The 18,846-nt window shown below is 66.7% G+C and carries 16 protein-coding genes; 4 read left to right on the top strand and 12 right to left on the bottom strand.

Translation table 11 applies throughout. The annotated features are described in order from the left end of the window. Positions 1–7 precede the first annotated feature (7 nt). The 6 genes from ACFX59_RS12115 to rpiA form a co-directional block, all read right to left on the bottom strand. Positions 8–754: an HAD-IIB family hydrolase gene (locus tag ACFX59_RS12115; protein ID WP_387432516.1), complete on the bottom strand. Its 747-nt coding sequence runs from the start codon at positions 752–754 to the stop codon at positions 8–10. Then, complete coding sequence (locus ACFX59_RS12110; RefSeq protein ID WP_387432515.1) at positions 751–1,572, bottom strand: Cof-type HAD-IIB family hydrolase; 822 nt, start codon at positions 1,570–1,572, stop codon at positions 751–753. The genes ACFX59_RS12115 and ACFX59_RS12110 overlap by 4 nt, the downstream gene beginning before the upstream one ends. After that, entirely contained in the window at positions 1,569–2,552 is a 984-nt protein-coding gene (gene gnd, locus ACFX59_RS12105) for a phosphogluconate dehydrogenase (NAD(+)-dependent, decarboxylating) (RefSeq protein WP_307103249.1), read from the bottom strand. The genes ACFX59_RS12110 and gnd overlap by 4 nt, the downstream gene beginning before the upstream one ends. Before the next feature lie 77 nt (positions 2,553–2,629). Beyond that, positions 2,630–3,754, bottom strand: a complete 1,125-nt coding sequence (gene tal, locus ACFX59_RS12100) for a transaldolase (RefSeq protein WP_387432513.1) — start codon at positions 3,752–3,754, stop codon at positions 2,630–2,632. Then, positions 3,754–5,841 carry a transketolase gene (gene tkt, locus ACFX59_RS12095; protein WP_387432512.1) on the bottom strand — a complete coding sequence of 696 codons (2,088 nt, stop codon included), beginning with the start codon at positions 5,839–5,841 and terminating at the stop codon, positions 3,754–3,756. Before tkt ends, tal begins: the two co-directional genes overlap by 1 nt. A 75-nt stretch (positions 5,842–5,916) precedes the next feature. Then, positions 5,917–6,588 carry a ribose-5-phosphate isomerase RpiA gene (gene rpiA / locus ACFX59_RS12090; protein ID WP_387432510.1) on the bottom strand — a complete coding sequence of 224 codons (672 nt, stop codon included), beginning with the start codon at positions 6,586–6,588 and terminating at the stop codon, positions 5,917–5,919. Between the two features lie 251 nt (positions 6,589–6,839). Between rpiA and ACFX59_RS12085 the strand changes: the two genes are divergently transcribed. From ACFX59_RS12085 to ACFX59_RS12075, 3 genes are read left to right on the top strand one after another with little or no spacing between them, the layout of a single operon-like run. After that, positions 6,840–8,042, top strand: coding sequence for an efflux RND transporter periplasmic adaptor subunit (locus ACFX59_RS12085; protein ID WP_309693168.1), 1,203 nt, complete (start codon positions 6,840–6,842; stop codon positions 8,040–8,042). Between the two features lie 7 nt (positions 8,043–8,049). Beyond that, the gene (locus ACFX59_RS12080; protein ID WP_387432509.1) at positions 8,050–11,277 is read left to right on the top strand and encodes an efflux RND transporter permease subunit; all 3,228 of its coding nucleotides are present in this window, start codon (positions 8,050–8,052) and stop codon (positions 11,275–11,277) included. Further along, complete coding sequence (locus ACFX59_RS12075; RefSeq protein ID WP_387432507.1) at positions 11,277–12,848, top strand: efflux transporter outer membrane subunit; 1,572 nt, start codon at positions 11,277–11,279, stop codon at positions 12,846–12,848. The genes ACFX59_RS12080 and ACFX59_RS12075 overlap by 1 nt, the downstream gene beginning before the upstream one ends. A gap of 49 nt (positions 12,849–12,897) precedes the next feature. On the opposite strand, the gene ACFX59_RS12070 is transcribed toward ACFX59_RS12075, so the two are convergent. From ACFX59_RS12070 to ACFX59_RS12045, 6 genes are all read right to left on the bottom strand, one after another. Beyond that, the gene (locus tag ACFX59_RS12070) at positions 12,898–13,257 is read right to left on the bottom strand and encodes a phasin family protein (protein WP_307103235.1); all 360 of its coding nucleotides are present in this window, start codon (positions 13,255–13,257) and stop codon (positions 12,898–12,900) included. A gap of 77 nt (positions 13,258–13,334) precedes the next feature. Further along, a complete protein-coding gene (locus ACFX59_RS12065; RefSeq protein ID WP_387432505.1) occupies positions 13,335–13,793 on the bottom strand; it encodes a hypothetical protein in 459 nt (152 codons plus the stop codon). Next, positions 13,783–14,253 carry a hypothetical protein gene (locus ACFX59_RS12060; protein ID WP_354296373.1) on the bottom strand — a complete coding sequence of 157 codons (471 nt, stop codon included), beginning with the start codon at positions 14,251–14,253 and terminating at the stop codon, positions 13,783–13,785. Before ACFX59_RS12060 ends, ACFX59_RS12065 begins: the two co-directional genes overlap by 11 nt. A gap of 50 nt (positions 14,254–14,303) precedes the next feature. Further along, complete coding sequence (locus ACFX59_RS12055; protein ID WP_307103229.1) at positions 14,304–14,651, bottom strand: hypothetical protein; 348 nt, start codon at positions 14,649–14,651, stop codon at positions 14,304–14,306. A 53-nt stretch (positions 14,652–14,704) separates the two neighbouring features. After that, a complete protein-coding gene (locus ACFX59_RS12050; protein WP_309698954.1) occupies positions 14,705–15,250 on the bottom strand; it encodes a helix-turn-helix transcriptional regulator in 546 nt (181 codons plus the stop codon). A gap of 152 nt (positions 15,251–15,402) precedes the next feature. Then, a complete protein-coding gene (locus ACFX59_RS12045; protein ID WP_307103224.1) occupies positions 15,403–15,600 on the bottom strand; it encodes a hypothetical protein in 198 nt (65 codons plus the stop codon). Between the two features lie 393 nt (positions 15,601–15,993). On the opposite strand from ACFX59_RS12045, the gene acnA reads away from it, so the two are divergent. Beyond that, positions 15,994–18,681: an aconitate hydratase AcnA gene (gene acnA / locus ACFX59_RS12040; protein WP_387432503.1), complete on the top strand. Its 2,688-nt coding sequence runs from the start codon at positions 15,994–15,996 to the stop codon at positions 18,679–18,681. Positions 18,682–18,846 lie beyond the last annotated feature (165 nt).

Below are 18,846 nucleotides of genomic sequence, written 5' to 3'. Positions count from 1 at the left end.
GTCGTGCTTACTTCAGACAGGCGACGATCCCCGCGATCACCGCCAGCGTCTCTTCGGGGTCGCGCACGCGGACGGTATCGAGGCCCAGTTCCTTGGCCGGATAGTCGTTGCCGCCAGGGAAGATCGCGTCGCCGATGAACATCATCGTATCGAGGGGAATCCCGCTGGCGTCGCGCAGCTTCTTAAGGCCGTACGCCTTGTCGACGCCCTCACGGGTAATGTCGATCGAGGTCGCGCCGCCCATGTTGATCGACAGGCCGGGCAGGCGCTGCTTGAGATCGGCCTGGATGACCTTGCGCTTCTCGAACTTGGGGTCCCAATGTTCCTTGGCGTCGATCGGCGCCTGCTGGCCGAGCGCCGAGAAGGTGATCTGGCTGCCGCGATCCTCGATCCGCTCGCCCCAGGTCTGCTCGGGCACGAAGCCGGTCGCCTCCAGCGAGGCGTCGAACGCCTCCAGGATCTTGGCCTTGGTCGCATCGTCGAACAGCTCGGCATAGACCGGGGTCCAACTGCCGTCCTGATAGGTATAGAGCTTGGTGCCGGTCGTCGGCATCAGCCACAGCTTGGTGCGGTCGGCGCGCTCGGGCAGGCGGCTCGCCACCTGCTTGTCGAATTGCGGCCAGTCCCCGCCCGAGATCACCGCGACATGCGCGACGTCGAGCAGGTCGGCCAGCGCCTCCCCCATCGGCTCGCCCAGGGGCTGTTTGCTTTCGGCCAGCGTACCGTCGAGGTCGAACGCAACCAGTTGCTTCATGAAGACACTCCGATTCTGGGCATGATGAAGGTATCGATGGCATAGGCCACGCCATCGTCCGCGTTGGAACGGGTGTGTACCGATATCTGTTCCTTAACAGCGTCCGGCGCATTGGCCATCACGATCGGCAACCCGGCGCGTGTCAACATGGGAAGATCATTGGCCTGATCGCCCAATACTGCGACCTGTTCGAGGGGAACTCCAAAGGCCCTGGCGAGTGTCGCCACGCCGTCGCCCTTGTTCGCGGCCAGCGCCGTCACGTCGAGATAATAGGTCTGCGACTGGGCAATCGTCGCCTCGGCCCCATGCGCCGCATTCGCCTTTTCGTGCAGGCCACGCAGCAGATCGGCGTCGTCGCTGACCAAAGTGATCTTGTCGACCTTGTCGACCAGCGCGGCAAAGTCCTGCGTGATCACCGGCTCCTGTGCCGACGCCTTGCGCTCATGCTCGACATGAACGCCTTCATCGCTGCTGGCATACCAGCGATCGTCGGCGAAGACCCAGATGGCGACGGGATTGTCCGCCGCCATCGCCAGCACGTCGTTCACGACCGCGACCGGCACCCGGAACTGCGCATCGACCGAGCCGTCGCGGCGGAACACGGTCCCGCCGTTGAACGCGCCGATCGGCGCATCGATCGCCAGCTCGTCGGCCAGCCATCCCAGCCCCGACCGGGGCCGGGCGCTGATGATGGTGAAGCCCACGCCCGCCGCCTCCAGCCGCTTGACGGCGGCGATGGTGGCGGCGCGCAGCTTCTTGTCGGGGTCGACGAGCGTGCCGTCGACATCCGACACGACAAGCCGGATCGGCAGGCTCATTGCGGGATTTCGGTATGGCCGCCAAAGCCGAAGCGCATCGCCGACAGCACCTTGTCGCCGTAAGTATGATCGACCCGGCTGCGATAGCGCGCGAAGAGCGAGGCGGTCAGGACGTTGGCCGGGACCTTCTCCTCCATTGCCGCGTCGATCGTCCACTGGCCCTCGCCCGAATCGGCGACATGGCCCGAGAACTGCTCCAGCATCTCGTCCTTGGCCAGCGCGATCGCGGTCAGGTCGAGCAGCCAGGACGAAATGACGCTGCCGCGACGCCACACTTCGGCGATGTCGGTCAGGTTCAGGTCGAAACGCTCGTCCTCGGGCAGCTTGTCGCTGTTCTTCGACTTCAGGATGTCGAAACCCTCGGCATAGGCCTGCATCAGCCCATATTCGATGCCGTTGTGGATCATCTTGACGAAGTGACCGGCACCGGCGGGACCGGCATGGATATAGCCCTTCTCGGCGCGCTGATCGACCTTCTCGGCGATGCGGCCCGGCGTGCGGACGATATCGCCCAGCCCCGGCGCCAGCGCGTCGAAGATCGGGTCGAGATGGTCGACCGTTTCCTTGTCGCCGCCGATCATCATGCAATAGCCGCGTTCCAGGCCCCAGACGCCGCCCGAGGTGCCGACATCGACATAATGGATGCCCTGTTCGGCCAGCGACTTGGCGCGGCGAATGTCGTCCTTGTAGAAGCTGTTGCCGCCGTCGATCACGACGTCGCCGTCCTTGGCCAGCTTGGCGATTTCCGCGATCGTGTCCTCGGTCGGGCCGCCTGCGGGCAGCATCACCCACCAGATCGCCTTGTCGGCGAGCTTGGTGGCCATGTCCTCAAGACCCGTGGCCGCCTCGGCGCCGTCCTTGGCGAGCGTCTGCACCGCCTCTTCGCTGCGATCCCAGGCCACCACCTGATGCCCAGCCTGCATCAGGCGGCGTGCGATATTGCCACCCATGCGGCCAAGGCCGACCAGACCGATCTTCATGCGGAACTCCATTATGTTCTTGATGTCGTTAGAAAGTGAAAGGCCCCCTTCCCGTCCTGGGAAGGGGGCCTGTCGGATCAGGCCGTCGCGGGCTGCTTCTGCCCGATCGCGCCGAGCAGATCGTCGAACGCCTTGACGAAGGAGGCCACCCCCTCCGCGACCAGCGTGCCGGTCACGCCGTCCAGGTCCAGGCCCAGCCGCTCGGCCTCGGCGAGAACATGCTTGGCTTCATCGATGTCGGCCGTCAGCGTCTCAGCCACCGTGCCATGGTCGCGGAAGGCGTCCATCGTCTTGGGCGGCATGGTGTTGACCGTGTCCGGCCCGATCAGCGTGTCGATATAGAGCGTGTCGGGGAAGGACGGGTCCTTGGTCCCGGTCGAGGCCCAGAGCAGCCGCTGCGGCTGCGCGCCCTTGGCGGCCAGCGCCTGCCAGCGGTCGGACTTCAGGAAGTCCAGATACCATTGATAGGCCAGCTTGGCATTGGCGATCGCGACCTTGCCGCGCACGGCCTTCAGCGCCTCGGCTTCCGCGTCACCGGCGGCGACGCGCTCGTCGATCTTCTTGTCGATCGCCGAATCGATGCGGCTGATGAAGAAGCTGGCGACGCTGGCGATCCGGTCGATCGGCTGCCCGGCCTTGACCCGCTCTTCCAGCCCGGCCGCATAGGCCTCGGCCACCTTGATATAGGCGGCCTGAGAGAAGAGCAGCGTGACGTTGACGTTGATCCCCTTGGCGATCGTCGCCGAGATGGCGGGCGCGCCCGCATCGGTGCCGGGGATCTTGATCATCAGGTTCGGACGGTCGACCGCGTGCCACAGCTTTTCGGCCTCGGCGATGGTCGCGTCGGTGTCGTCGGCGATGTACGGCGACACTTCCAGGCTGACATAGCCGTCCTTGGCGTCGAGACGATCATAGACGGGCTTCAGCGTTTCCGCCGCCGCCTTGATGTCCTGGATCGCCAGATGCTCGTAACGGTCGATGGTCGCCGCGCCGGGGTTCTCCTTGTCGAACGCCGCCAGCGTGCCGTCATAGGCGTCGCCATGCCCCATCGCCTTTTCGAAGATCGACGGGTTGGAGGTGACGCCGGTCAGCCCGTCCTCGGCGACGAGCTTTTCCAAGCCCTTCGCCTCGAGGAACTTGCGATCGACGAAATCGAGCCAGGGGGCGCAGCCTTTTGCACCCAGTTCCGACAGCTTGCTCATCACTTGGTCTCCAGCATTTCGCGGGCCACCTTCACGACATTGTCGTGGGTGAAGCCATATTTGTCCTGCAACTTGGCGAGCGGCGCCGAAGCCCCGAAGGTCGACATGGTGATCGTGCGACCCTCGAACCCGACATAGCGGTCCCAGCCTATCGACCCGGCCTGCTCGACCGCCAGACGCTTGGTCACGCCCTTCGGCAGGACGCTTTCCTTATAGGCCGCATCCTGCAGCTCGAAGCGATACCAGCTGGGCAGCGAGACGACGCGCGCCTTGATGCCATCGGCCTTCAGCGTCTCATAGGCGTCCGTCACCAGCGACAGTTCCGACCCCGTTGCGATGAGGATGATGTCGGGTGTGCCGTCGCAATCCGCAAGGACATAGCCGCCCTTCTTCACGCCCGAGGCAGGCGCATATTTGCCGCGGTCGAGGGTGGGGAGCGCCTGGCGCGAGAAGATCAGCGCGGTCGGGTGGCTGGCCGACTCGACGGCGCAGCGCCATGCCTCGGCCACTTCGTTCGCATCGCCGGGGCGGATGGTGTCGAGGCCGGGGATCGCACGCAGCGTCGCCAGATGCTCGATCGGCTGGTGGGTCGGGCCGTCCTCGCCCACGCCGATCGAGTCGTGCGTGAAGACGAACACCGCACCGATCTCCATGATCGCGGCGAGGCGGATCGGCGCGCGCATATAGTCGGAGAAGACCAGGAAGGTCGCGCCATAGGAGCGCAGGTGCGACAGCGCCATGCCGTCGACGATCGCGCCCATCGAATGCTCGCGCACGCCGAAGTGGAAATTGCGCCCCTCATAGCTGCCCGGCTGGAACGAACCGCCATCCTTGATGAGCGTCTTGGTCGAGGGCGCGAGGTCGGCCGAGCCGCCGATCAGCCACGGCACCTTGGCGGCGATGGCGTTCTGCACCTTGCCGCCCGAGTCGCGGCTGGCAATGCCCTTGGCATCCGCCTCGAACACCGGAATGTCGCTGTCCCAGCCCTCGGGGAGCTTGTCGGCGAGCATCGCGTCGAGTTCGGCGGCGAGTTCGGGATATGCGGCGCGGTAGCGATCGGTCATCGCGACCCATTCGTCGCGCAGCGGCTTGCCGCGTGCCTCGATCGCACCCTGGAAGGCCTCGCGCACGCCGTCGGGGACCAGGAACTTGGCATCCTCGGGCCAGCCATAGGCCTTCTTGGTCGCGCGGATCGCATCCTCGCCCAGCGGCTCGCCATGCGCCTTCTCGCTGCCCGCCTTGGGGCTGCCATAGCCGATCACCGACTTCACGACGATGAAGGTCGGCTTGTCGGTGGTCGCCTTGAAGGTGTCGAGCGCGGCGGTCAGCGCGGCGACGTCATTGGCGTCATCGACGTGCAGCACGTTCCAGCCATAGGCCTCGAACCGCTTGCCCACATCCTCGTTGAACGCGATGTCGGTGCCGCCCTCGATCGAGATCTGGTTCGAATCGTAGATCCAGCACAGGTTGGACAGCTTGAGGTGCCCGGCGGTCGAGGCCGCCTCGGACGCCACGCCCTCCATCATGTCGCCGTCGCCGCACACGACGTACACGTCATGGTCGAAGATCGGGAAACCCTCGCGGTTGAAATGCGCGGCCAGCCAGCGCTCGGCGATCGCCATGCCGACCGAATTGCCGCAACCCGCGCCCAGCGGGCCGGTCGTGGTCTCGACGCCGGTGGTGTGGCGATATTCGGGATGGCCCGGCGTCCTGGAGTTGAGCTGGCGGAAGCCCTTCAGGTCCTCCAGGCTCAGTGCGGGCTTGCCCGACTTGTTGCCGTCCGCGTCGATCTCCTCGATCCCCGCGAGGTGGATCAGCGAGTAGAGCAGCATCGAGGCATGGCCGACCGACAGCACGAAACGGTCGCGATTGGGCCAGTCGGCATGGGCGGGGTCATAGCGCAGGAATTTGGACCAGATGGTATGTCCGACCGGGGCCAGCGCCATCGGCGTGCCGGGGTGGCCCGAATTGGCCTGCTGCACCGCGTCCATCGACAGGGTACGGATCGTGTCGATGGTCAGGCGCTCGATCGACCCATCTTCATGCAGATGGGTGTCGGCCACGGCGTTGGTGGTGGCATCGGTCATGGAATCTGGCCTCATCCTTCGTATATGTGACCGCACGCGGGCGCGAACGATCCTGGTTGCCATGCGTCACCGGCCTTAGCGCGGGTTCCGCCCCCGTTCCAGCCGGGTAACGATTCCGTCGTCGGCAATATAGGCGGCATCGATTTCGCTGAGGAACAGGCCATGCCCGACGACGCCGGGGATCGCCATCAGCGCGTCCGCCAGCGCATGCGGGGCCGCGTCGTCCCAGCCATGGCCGTCGATGACGATATTGCCATTGTCGGTCCGGTAATCCTGTCGCTCGACACAGCGGACGAACAGTTGCGCCAGCCGCGACGCCGCAAAGGCCGCCGCAAAGGGCAGTATCTCGACCGGCAGCGGCGCGCCGCCCAGACGTGCCACGCGTTTCGACCCGTCGGCGATCACGATCATCCGGCCGGCGGACGCCGCCACGACCTTTTCGCGCAGCATCGCGCCACCCGCGCCCTTGACCGCGCGCAGCCGCGCATCGATCGCATCCGCGCCGTCGATCGCCAGGTCGACGCGCGAGACCGTGGCGAAATCGCGCACCCGAATCCCCAGTGACGTCGCCAGCGCGGCGCTCGCCTCGGAGGTGGCGACGGCGTCGATCCTCAGCTTTCGGGCGGCCAGCGCGGCGATGGCGTGGGCGGCCGTCGATCCCGTTCCCAGTCCGACGAGCATGTTGTCGCAAACCTCATCGACCGCTGCGGCAGCGGCCAGGCGCTTATCGGCATCGCGATCGGTCATGTCGTTTGAAAATGCTTGAGAAACGCAAAGGCTCCCCACCCGGCGCGGTTTTGCCGCAGCGCGACAATTTGCGACAATTAAGGCAGGAGGATTAGGCCATCATCGCTTGCCTTTTTGGACCCGCCGCGTGCAATTTGTTGGCGCTCAGCAACGTTTCGTCCCGGTCGCGCATTTTCGCGCATGCCGGGCGCGCGGCCGGACTTTTCAGGCAGGTGGACGAATTGAACTTTGCAGGTTTTCGCGGGCACGGCATGCTCGCCGGTACGGCCATGGCCGTCGCACTGCTGACGCTGTCGGGATGCGGCGGGAAGGAAGCGGGTGGCGCCGCCAAGGGACGCAATGGCGCGCAGGCGACGCCGACCGTCGGCTTCGTGACCGTGCAGCCGACCAACGCCCCGATCGTGACCGAACTGGCCGCGCGGACCAGCGCCTTTGAAAGCTCCGACGTCCGGCCGCAGGTGACCGGCATCATCCGCCGCCGCCTGTTCACCGAGGGCGCGCTCGTCAAGCGCGGCCAGCCGCTCTACGAGATCGATCCGCGCCTCTATCGCGCCGCCGCCAACCAGGCCGCTGCGAACCTGCAAAGCGCGCAGGCCAATGCCGAGGCGACCCGGATCCAGGCCGAACGCTATCGCCCGCTGGCGCAGATCGAGGCGATCTCGAAGCAGGACTATACCAACGCCCAGGCCAGCGCGCGCCAGGCCGCGGCCCAGGTCGCGCAGACCCGCGCCGCGCTGGAGACGGCGCGGGTGAACCTGCAATTCACCACCGTCCCCGCGCCGATCAGCGGGCGGATCGGCCGCTCGCTGTTCACCGTCGGCGCGCTGGTCAGCTCGAACCAGACCGATCCGCTGGCGCAGATCCAGCGGCTCGACCCGATCTTCGTCGATATCCAGCAATCGGCGAGCGACCTGTTGTCGCTGCGGCGCAGCCTGTCGGCGCGCGACGGCCTGATCCCCGCCAGCGCGCAGGTCCGGCTGCGGCTGGAGGACGGCACCGATTACGGGCAGGTCGGCACGGTCGAATTCGCCGAAGCGGTGGTCGATCCGCAGACCGGCACCGTGACGCTGCGCGCGCGCTTCCCCAATCCGCAGGGGCTGCTGCTGCCCGGCATGTTCGTCCGCGCGCGGTTCGCGCAGGCGATCGACACCAGCGCCTATCTGGTCCCCCAGCAGGCGGTGTCGCGCGACGCGAAGGGCAATGCGACGCTGTTCGTCGTCGGACCGAACGACAAGGTGCAGCAGAAGACGGTGAAGGCCGAACGCACGCAGGGCAGCTTCTGGGTGGTCACCGATGGACTGAAGCCGGGCGATCGCATCATCACCCAGGGCCTGTCCAATCTGCGCGACGGCCAGAGCGTGCGCGCGGTGCCCGCCAACAGCCCGCAAAAGGTCCAGCCCCCCTCGCCCGAACAGATGAAGACGATGCAGGCCGCCAAGGGCAAGGCGGGCTGACCGGACCATGCTCAGCCGCGTCTTCATCGATCGTCCCATCTTCGCCTGGGTCCTTGCCATCATCGTCATGCTGGCGGGCGTCGGCGCGATCATGGGCCTGCCCATCGCGCAATATCCCGACGTCGCCCCGCCCCAGGTGTCGATCCGCGCCACATTCCCCGGCGCCTCGGCGCAGACGCTGCAGAACTCGGTCACCCAGGTCATCGAACAGCAGCTGACCGGCATCGACGGGCTGCTCTATTTCCAGTCCTCTTCGTCCAGCCGCGGCTCGGTGTCGATCACCGCCACCTTCGCCAAGGGCACCGACCCCGACATCGCGCAGGTCCAGGTCCAGAACCAGGTCCAGCAGGCGGTCGCGCGCCTGCCGCAACAGGTGCAGCAACAGGGGCTGGTCGTCCGCAAGTCGAACCCCGACTTCCTGTTGATCGCGGGCGTCTATGACGAGACGAACCGGATGACGAACCAGGACGTCTCCGACTATCTCGTCTCCAATCTCCAGGACCCGCTGGGCCGTATCCAGGGTGTCGGCGACACCAACGTGTTCGGATCGCAATATGCGATGCGCATCTGGCTGAATCCGGAAAAGCTGGCCTCGTACCAGCTGATGCCCTCGGACGTGACCACCGCGATCCAGAACCAGAATACTGAGGTCGCAGCGGGCGAGGTCGGCGGCACGCCGTCCGCCTCGACCCAGATGCTCAACGCCACCGTAACCTCGCAGTCGCGCCTCCAGACGCCCGAGCAGTTCCGCGAGATCATCGTCAAGACGCTGAACAACGGCGCGACCGTCAAGCTGTCCGACGTGGCACGGATCGAGCTGGGCGCGGAAAGCTATGCCGCGGTCAGCCGGATCAACCAGCATCCCGGCGCCGGTATCGCCGTGCTGATGGCACCGGGCGCCGACGCGCTGAAGACCGCCGAGCTGGTCAAGGCCGAGATCACCCGCGTCGCCAAGGGCTTTCCGCCGGGCCTGAAGGTCGCCTATGCCAACGACACCACCGCCTTCATCAAGCTGTCGATCGACGAGGTGGTCAAGACGCTGATCGAGGCGATCATCCTCGTCGTCATCGTCATGTTCGTCTTCCTGCAAAGCTGGCGCGCGACCCTGGTCCCGACGATCGCGGTGCCGGTGGTGCTGCTGGGCACCTTCGCCATCTTCTATATGGCGGGCTTCTCGATCAACACGCTGACCCTGTTCGGGCTGGTGCTGGCAATCGGTCTGCTGGTCGACGACGCGATCGTCGTCGTGGAGAATGTCGAGCGTCTGCTCGAGGAAAATCCCGACATGACCCCGCGCGAGGCGACGATCGAGTCGATGCGCGAGATCACCGTCGCACTGGTCGCCATCGCGCTGGTCCTGTCGGCGGTGTTCCTGCCGATGGCGTTCTTCGGCGGGTCGACCGGCGTCATCTATCGCCAGTTCTCGATCACCATCGTCTCGGCGATGATCCTGTCGGTGGCGGTCGCGATCATCCTGTCGCCCGCGCTGACCGCGACGCTGCTCAAGCAGAAGGCGAAGGAGGGCGAGGACGGCGCCTGGCTCGACCGCAAATTCCCGCGCGTGGCGCATGGGCTCCAACGTGCGAAGGACGGGTTCAACCGCCGCTTCGACTGGACGGTCGAGAAATATGTTTCGGCCGTGCGCACCGTGGTCGACCGCAAATGGCTGTTCCTGCTGATCTATGTCGGCGTCGTCGCGCTGCTGGCGATCCTGTTCCTGCGCCTGCCCACCGGCTTCCTGCCGACCGAGGACCAGGGCGCGGCCATCGTCCAGTTCCGCCTGCCCGCCGGTGCGACGCAGAACCGCACCATGGAGATCCAGCGCCGCGTCGAGCAATATTTCGCGCAGCATGAGGGCAAGAACGTCCAGGTGCTGTTCTCGGTCGCGGGCGGTGGCGGTGGCGGCACCAGCGGCCAGAATACCGGCCAGGGCTTCATCAACTTCGTCGACTGGGCCGAACGCAAGGGCAAGGAAAACAGCGCCGATGCGATCACCGGCCGCGCCTCCGCCGCGTTCCGGGGCTTGCGCGACGCGCAGGTCTTCGCGCTGGTCCCCCCCGCCGTGCGCGGCCTGGGCCAGTCGGACGGCTTCACCATGGAGTTGCAGAACACCTCCGGCATGCCGCTGGAGAAGTTCGAGGCGGTGCGCGACGAACTGCTCGCCAAGGCCAATGCCGATCCCAAGCTGGCCTCGGTCCGCCTGACCGAGCTGCCCGACATCGCCACGCTGCGCGTCGACCTCGACCAGCAGAAGCTGTCCGCGCTCGGCCTCTCGCAGCAGCAGGTGAACAGCACGCTGTCGACCGCCTGGGGCGGACAATATGTCAACGACTTCATCGACCGGGGCCGCGTGAAGCGAGTCTATGTCCAGGGCGACGCGCCATACCGTGCCGAGCCCGAGGACCTGAAGCAATGGTTCGTCCGCGGGTCGAGCGGGCAGATGGCGCCCTTCTCGTCCTTCTCGACGATCAACTGGGGCGTGGCGCCGACCACCCTGTCGCGGTTCAACGGCATCCCTTCCTATGAATTCCAGGGATCGGCCGCGCCGGGCTACAGCTCGGGCGACGCGATGCAGCGGATGACCGAACTGGCGGCGGACATTCCCGGCACCTCGGTCGCCTGGGCGGGGCTGTCCTATCAGGAACGGCTGTCGGGCGGGCAGGCGCCGATCCTGTACGGGCTGTCGATCCTGGTCGTCTTCCTGTGCCTGGCCGCGCTCTATGAAAGCTGGTCGATCCCGTTCGCGGTGCTGCTGGTCATCCCGCTGGGCCTGATCGGCGCGGTCGCCTTCGTGACGTTGCGCGGGCTGACCAACGACGTCTATCTCCAGATCGGCCTGCTGACGACGATGGGGCTGGCGGCCAAGAACGCCATTCTGATGATCGAGTTCGCCGAGCAGGCGGAGAAACAGGGCAAGCGGATCATCGACGCCGCGCTGGAGGCGGCCAAGATCCGCCTGCGGCCGATCCTGATGACCAGCTTCGCCTTCATCTTCGGCGTGCTGCCGCTTGCCATCTCGACCGGCGCGGGCGCGAACAGCCGGATCGCGATCGGCACGGCGGTGATCGGGGGCATGCTGACGGCGACCGTGCTCGCGATCTTCTATATCCCGCTCTTCTTCGTGCTGGTCCGCCGGTCGGTGCGCAACGGCCTGGCCCGTCTGCGTGGGCGTCCGACGAGCGAGCATGGCGCGGGGCATCGTCCCGCCGCCACCGAAGGCGCGGAGAAGGCCTGATGCGTATTCCATCCCCCCTGCCCGCGATCCTGCTGGCCGCCACCGCCCTGTCGGGCTGTTCGATGGCGCCCAAATATGTCCAGCCCGCCTTGCCAGTGCCGGCCTCCTGGCCGGTCGGCGATGCCTATCTCCGCCAGTCGGAGGCGGCGCTGCCCAGCGTGCGCTATAGCGACATCTTCCGCGACGCGCGGCTGCAACGGCTGATCGCTCAGGCGCTGGCGAACAATCGCGACCTGCGCGTGGCGGCCGCCAACATCGCCGCGACGCGGGCGCAATATCGCATCCAGCGCGCCAGCCTGTTGCCGCAGGTCGATGCGACCGGCCGCTACAGCTATACCGATCGCGGATCGGGCGGCGCGGCGAGCCAGGCGGTCGGCAATGGCGGCACCGGAACCGGAACTGGCGGAACGGGCACGGGCGGTGTCGGCACCGGCGGAACCGGGACGGGTGTGGGAACCGGGGGCACCGGCGGCTCGATCGTCACCGGCTCGGGCGGCAATGGCAGCGCCTGGTCGGTCAATCTAGGCACGACCGCGTTCGAGCTGGACCTGTTCGGGCGCGTGCGGTCGCTGACCGGCGCGGCGCTCGACCGCTATTTCGCGACCGAGGCGGGGGCGCGGGCGACCCGGCTGACGCTGGTCGGCGACATCGCCGATGCCTGGCTGAACTATGGCGCGGACCAGAGCCTGCTCGCCATCGCGCAGCAGACCGCCGCCAGTGCCGAGCGCAGCGTCACGCTGACCCGCGCCCGGCTGGAGGGCGGCATCGCGCCGCGCACCGACCTGCGGCAGGCCGAACAAGTGCTCGCCACCGCGCAGGCCGATCTCGCGCAGCAGAAGACCGCCGTGGCGCAGGACGTCAACGCGCTGCAACTGCTGGTCGGCGCGCCGATCGAGACCAGCCTGCTGCCTGCGTCGATTGAGGAGGCCGCCCCCACCATCGCCACCCTGCCCGCCGGGCTCGACTCGGGCATCCTGCTGCGCCGCCCCGATGTGGTGCAGGCCGAATATCAGCTGCGCGCGACCAATGGCCAGATCGGCGCGGCGCGCGCGGCGCTGTTCCCGCGTATCTCGCTAACCGGGCTGGTCGGCTTTGCCAGCACCGCGCTGTCCTCGCTCTTCTCGGGCGGCAGCTTCAACTATTCGGTCGCGCCGTCGGTCAGCTATCCGATCTTCCAGGCGGGCGCGGGCGTCGCCGGGGTCCGCTATTCGGAGGCACAGCGCGACGCCGCGCTGGCGACCTATGAAAAGACGATCCAGACCGCGTTCCAGGAAACCGCCGATGCGCTGGCCCGGCAGGGGACCATCGCCGACCAGCTGGGGGCCAATCGCCGCTTCCTGACGGCGGCGGCCGACACCTATCGCCTGACCGAAGCCAGCTATCGCGGCGGGATCACGCCCTTCCTGAACACACTGGATGCGCAGCGCTCGCTCTATTCGGCACAGCGCACGGTGATCGCGACCCAGCTGACGGCGGCGAGCAACCGCGTCACCCTCTACCGCGTGCTGGGCGGCGACTCGCTGCTGGAGGCGACGGCCAACGGCCCGGTGCCGGTCAGCCCCGCCGGCTGAGGCGATCCCGCCCGGCCGCCTCTCGCGCCGGGCGGGATGCCGTCAGGATTTAATTGCCGGACCCGCGCGCCGCGCCGACGGCGTCGCGACCGAACTGGACGATCAGCTCGCCGATCTCGCGCGCCTGCGCCATCGAGCGATTGCCCTGTTCGCGCAGGAACTCGGTCTGGATGCGCATCACGTCGCCCAAATCCTTGGCCGAGGCCGCCGAGCGCATCGCGGCGAAAGCCTCGCGCGTGTTGGTTTCGGCCTGTTCCAGCATCTTGAGCGTGACCTGCGATCCGCCCTCGGCCATCTTCTGGCCGGTCGCCTGCATTGCCTCGCCCGCGCCCTTCACCCGGTCGGCAAAGGCGCCGGTGCCCATGTCGCCACCGATCGCACCCGCGCCGCCGCCATTATCCTCGGCCATCTCGTCCGTCTCCTTGTCTTTGCCCGTGTCCCTTGAACCCTTGGCCGCGTCAGGAGTTTCACCCCGCCCGGTCGCGCTCAGAACCCTGCGAAATACCGGGTCAACATCGCCTCGGCGGGCGCGCCCAGCGTCAATCCGTCCTCGTGGCGCTCGACCCAGCCGCGCTGGACGAGCAGCGCGATCCAGCGGGGGCCGGTCAGACCCTCCGGCGGCAGGCCGATGGCGTTCAGCAGCGCCTCGTCGGGCAGCGGCTCGCCCGTCTCGAACAGCGCGATGATGATCTCCCAGGCCGGGTCACCGAACATGTCGGCACAGGGCCCCGCGATCCGGCGCAGCTCGATCCGCTGGTTCAGGATCATCCGCGCGCATTCCCGCGGGGTCGGCACGCGCGGCGCACGCGGCACCGGCACACCGCCGCCGGGCGTCCCCGAAATGGCCGCGATACGAGTCTGCACGTCCGCCATGACCTCTACGAAATGCTGGAAGCTCGCGCGATCCGCCTCGGGCCAGTGCAGCAGGCGAAATTCAGGCTCCATGCCGCTCGCCGCCCCGCCATGGCAGGGTCCAGTCGGGATCGGTGCCATAGCGCGCCAGCCGGATGCGATGGCGCAGTACCCCCATCCCCAGCAGGACGAGCATGGGATAGGCCAGCTTGCCGCCCGCCGCCGCATACATCCACGGCATCAGCGCCGGGTCAAAGCCCTTGACCCCGTGAATCCCCACCGCCAGCAGGTGGAACGCGGCCAGCCATAGCGGCCAGAACCGGTTGGCCAGCAACGCCACGCCGGTCAGCCCCATCATCAACGCCAGGTCGATGCCCAGCTCCAGCGCCTCGACCCGGTGAAAGCTGGTCGACGGATCGAAGGGCAACACCACCGTCGCGATCGAGGCGCACAGCAGGATCACGGCGGTGGTGCGTTCGGGCCATCCCCCCAGCGTCAGCGCATAGAGGCAGACCAGCCCTTGCAGGAAGTTGAAGACATAGACGTGAGTCACGGCGTGCCCCGCTGCCTGGATGATGGGTCGGACACGCCGTGCCTGTCGGGTCAGGCCGCGGCGCGCAGCGGCATCGGCGACACCGTGCCGGTGACTTCGGGCGGCTTGGGCCGATTGTCGCCATATTCGTCGGCGTCGAAGCCGATCGTCTTGCCGACCTTTTCGAGGATGCGGTGGCTCTGCACCGTATGGCCGCGCGCCTGGCCGATCGCCATCATCGCCTGGCCCAGCATCTCGAAGGCGTGCTGGCCGACGACCGCCGACAGCTTCGCTTCGGCCCGTGCCCGCGGCAGGGCCATCGCCAATGCGCCCGCCGTCGCGAAGGCCGCGTCGAGATCGTTTTCCAGCTTCCACAGCAGCTCGGTCACCTGAAGTGCCGATTCATGTTCGGTCATCATCGCTTGCCCCCGATTTCGACCATGCCCGCTCCCGGCGGCATGGCACATTGCCGTCAGCCAAGGTGCGACAGCCGCCCGATGACCCGGGTCATCACATCGAGTCCCGTCGCCAGCATGCCGAAGCCGATGGCGAGCGCGACGGCGATCGTGGGGATCCACAGCAGCCTTTCGGCCATGGTCATGTCGTTGCGGGCCTGGCCCTGACGCCGGACCGGGAGAGACAAGCGGGGCGATGCGTGGACATGGCCGCCCTGCACCGCCCCGCCGACCGTACTCCCATCCGGTGCCATCGGAAGTGGCATGGGCGTCGGTTCGGAAACTAGCCCCGCAGAATCGGGTATGATTTTATGCGGGGTAGGTTCTGCTTCGATTTCAGGGACTTGGTCATTTTCATGGGCCTCGAAATCGGCCAGGGCGATGGCCGCGTCGCGGCGATTGCGCGCGCCCAGCAGGCGAACGGCCTCGGTCAGATAGCTGTCGACGGTGGATTTCCCGAGCCCCAGCTCGGCGGCGATTTCCTTGGACCCTTTCAAGGCCTTCACCCCGCGCAGACATTCGCGATGGCGGCGGGTCAACAGGGCGAAACGTTCGGGGGTCATCACTTTTTCCGGCCACGCCGGGCGGATCGCCCGCGTGCGTTCCACGCCCTAGCCGCGAGAGTGGTGCCTCGCCAAGACACTCCTTGTCCGATTTGGCGACCGATTTGGCCAGGACACGAATATTTAAGGATTTGGATCGGCCTCCGTCGGCCTCACTCGCGCCGGGTCGAGGACGCGATCCCCTCGATCGAATCGAGCGCCTTCAACAGATCGTCAAACGCCGTGTCCTCCTGGACCGGGAAGGACCGCCGGAAGCCCGACCCCAGCACGTCGAGGTCGCGCTGGGTGAGCAGGCCGACCGCGACGATCGGGTCGGGTCGGCGGGGCGATTGGGGCGTGTCCTTCGCCATCACCGCCATCCACCATCGGTACGCGCGTCGCCGCGCATCGCGGACAATGGCGAACGCGCCGTTACCGCTTCGTGCCCCCTATCCGATACGGGGAATCGTGAAACGATCAGGCCGTGCATTATCCGAACTCCATCCATGACGGCTCAACCCGTCATTCGGCACAGCTGTTCCACGGATTTTCCACGACAAGACCGCCGGTTGCGATGGTTGCGGGAAAGGGCATCGCGGGAAAGGGCGGGACGACGGCGTTTCCGCAACTTGACACCCTTCCCTGTCGGCCCCGCCATTGCTAAGGCCGCTGGCGTCTACCGGATTTATTCCCGGCGCGCCTGCTCGCGGCTGCATGCTGCCGTGTCCCCCGGGCGTGCTCGGCTCGACCAAGAAGGGACGCCCATGACTGCGATAGGCCAGGACAGCCTGAAGACCCGCTCGACGCTGAACGTCGACGGCAAGACCTATGATTATTTCAGCCTCGCCAAGGCATCCGAGCAGCTCGGCGACATCAGCCGCCTGCCCTTCTCGATGAAGGTGCTGCTGGAGAATCTGCTGCGCTTCGAGGACGGCACAACCGTCACGCGCGAGGATATCCAGGCGATCGTCGACTGGCAGAAGACCCAGCGTTCGGACCGCGAGATCCAGTATCGCCCGGCCCGCGTGCTGATGCAGGACTTCACCGGCGTGCCTTGCGTGGTCGACCTCGCCGCGATGCGCGACGCGATCACCAAGCTGGGCGGCGATGCGGCCAAGATCAATCCTCAGGTCCCCGTCCACCTCGTCATCGACCACTCGGTCATGGTGGACGAGTTCGGCACGCCGCAGGCGTTCGAGGACAATGTCGACCTCGAATACCAGCGCAACATGGAACGCTATGAGTTCCTGAAGTGGGGCTCGAAGGCGCTCGATAATTTCTCGGTCGTGCCGCCGGGCACCGGCATCTGCCACCAGGTGAACCTGGAATATATCGGCCAGGCCATCTGGTCCTCGACCGAGACCGGCGAGCATGCGACCGGCTCGGCCGCGATCGCGTACCCGGACACGCTGGTCGGCACCGACAGCCACACCACGATGATCAACGGCCTGGGCGTGCTCGGCTGGGGCGTCGGCGGGATCGAGGCGGAAGCCGCGATGCTCGGCCAGCCCGTGTCGATGCTGATCCCCGAAGTCGTCGGCTTCAAGCTGACCGGCAAGCTCCAGGAAGGCATCACCGCCACCGACCTGGTGCTGACCATCACCCAGATGCTGCGCGCCAAGGGCGTGGTCGGCCGCTTCGTCGAGTTCTACGGCCCCGGCCTGTCGTCGATGACGCTCGCCGACCGTGCGACGATCGCCAACATGGCGCCCGAATATGGCGCGACCTGCGGCTTCTTCCCCGTGGACGACAAGACGCTCGACTATATGCGCCTGACCGCGCGTTCGGACGAGAATGTCGCGCTGGTCGAGGCTTATGCCAAGGCGAACGGCTTCTGGCGTCATGACGATGCCGCCGACCCCGTCTTCACCGACACGCTGGAACTCGACATGTCGACGGTCGTGCCGTCGCTGGCGGGTCCGAAGCGTCCGCAGGACAAGGTCGTCCTCACCGAAGTCGACGACGTGTTCAACGCCGACCTCGCCAAGGTGTACAAGAAGGACGAGGCCAAGCGCGTCTCGGTCGACGATCGTGGCCATGACATTGGCGACGGCGACGTCGTGATCGCCGCGATCACCAGCTGCACCAACACCTCGAACCCGAGCGTGCTGGTCGCCGCCGGCCTGGTCGCCCGCAAGGCGAACGCGCTGGGCCTGAAGCCCAAGCCCTGGGTCAAGACCTCGCTCGCTCCCGGTAGCCAGGTCGTCACCGATTATCTCGACAAGGCGGGCCTGACCGCCGATCTCGACGCGATCGGCTTCAACCTGGTCGGCTATGGCTGCACCACCTGCATCGGCAATTCGGGTCCGCTCGCCGAGCCGATCTCGAAGGCGATCAACGGCAACGACATCGTCGCCGCCTCGGTCCTGTCGGGCAACCGCAACTTCGAGGGCCGCGTGTCGCCCGACGTGCGCGCCAACTTCCTCGCCTCGCCGCCGCTCGTGGTGGCCTATGCGCTGAAGGGCACCGTCACGCAGGACATGCGCGAGACGCCGATCGGCCAGGGCAAGGACGGCCAGGACGTCTACCTCAAGGACATCTGGCCCTCGAACGACGAAGTCCGCAGCCTGATGGATGCGAACATCGACGACGAGATGTTCCGTTCGCGCTACGGCAACGTCTATGCGGGCGACGCCAAGTGGTCGGCGATCGAGGTGACCGGCTCGGACACCTATAGCTGGCCCGCCGCATCGACCTATGTCGCCAACCCGCCCTATTTCGAGGGCATGGAGATGACGCCGAAGCCCGTCACCGACATCATCGAGGCCAAGCCGCTCGCCATCCTGGGCGACTCGATCACGACCGACCACATCAGCCCGGCCGGTTCGATCAAGGCCGACAGCCCGGCAGGCATCTTCCTGCAGGAGCATCAGGTCGCCAAGAAGGACTTCAACTCCTATGGCGCGCGTCGCGGCAACCATGACGTGATGATGCGCGGCACCTTCGCCAATATCCGCATCAAGAACGAGATGGTGCCGGGCGTCGAAGGCGGCATGACCCAGTATGACGGCGAAGTGATGCCGATCTATGACGCCGCGATGCGTCACAAGGCCGACGGCACGCCGCTCGTCATCATCGCGGGCAAGGAATATGGCACCGGCTCGTCGCGCGACTGGGCGGCGAAGGGCACCAACCTGCTCGGCGTCCGCGCGGTCATCACCGAGAGCTTCGAGCGTATCCACCGTTCGAACCTGGTCGGCATGGGCGTCCTGCCGCTTCAGTTCGCCGAGGGCGTGACCCGCGAGACGCTGAAGCTGGACGGCACCGAGAGCTTCACCATCCAGAACGTGGCGGCGATCCGTCCGCGTCAGGATGTCGAGGTGATCCTGACCCGCAAGGACGGCTCGACCGAGACCTTCCTGACCAAGTGCCGCATCGATACCGTCAACGAGCTGGAATATTTCCTGAACGGCGGCATCCTGCAGTACGTGCTGCGTAAGCTGGCGGCCTAATCCGCCCGTCGGGGGCGGGCCGGTGGCCCGCTCCTCTTGCCGATGGCATCAGACGCCCGTCCGGATTTGTCCGGGCGGGCGTTTGCTTGTTCGCGGTGGCCGGGTCTACGCTTTACCCGTCATCTGTTCGCGTGAGCGTTGCGCGTCGTGGGGGAGCCTCAAGGC

Origin of the sequence: Sphingomonas sp. NCPPB 2930 (assembly GCF_042867205.1) — a bacterium.
Taxonomy (GTDB): Bacteria; Pseudomonadota; Alphaproteobacteria; order Sphingomonadales; family Sphingomonadaceae; genus Sphingomonas.
This window is presented reverse-complemented; position numbering and strand designations above follow the sequence as displayed.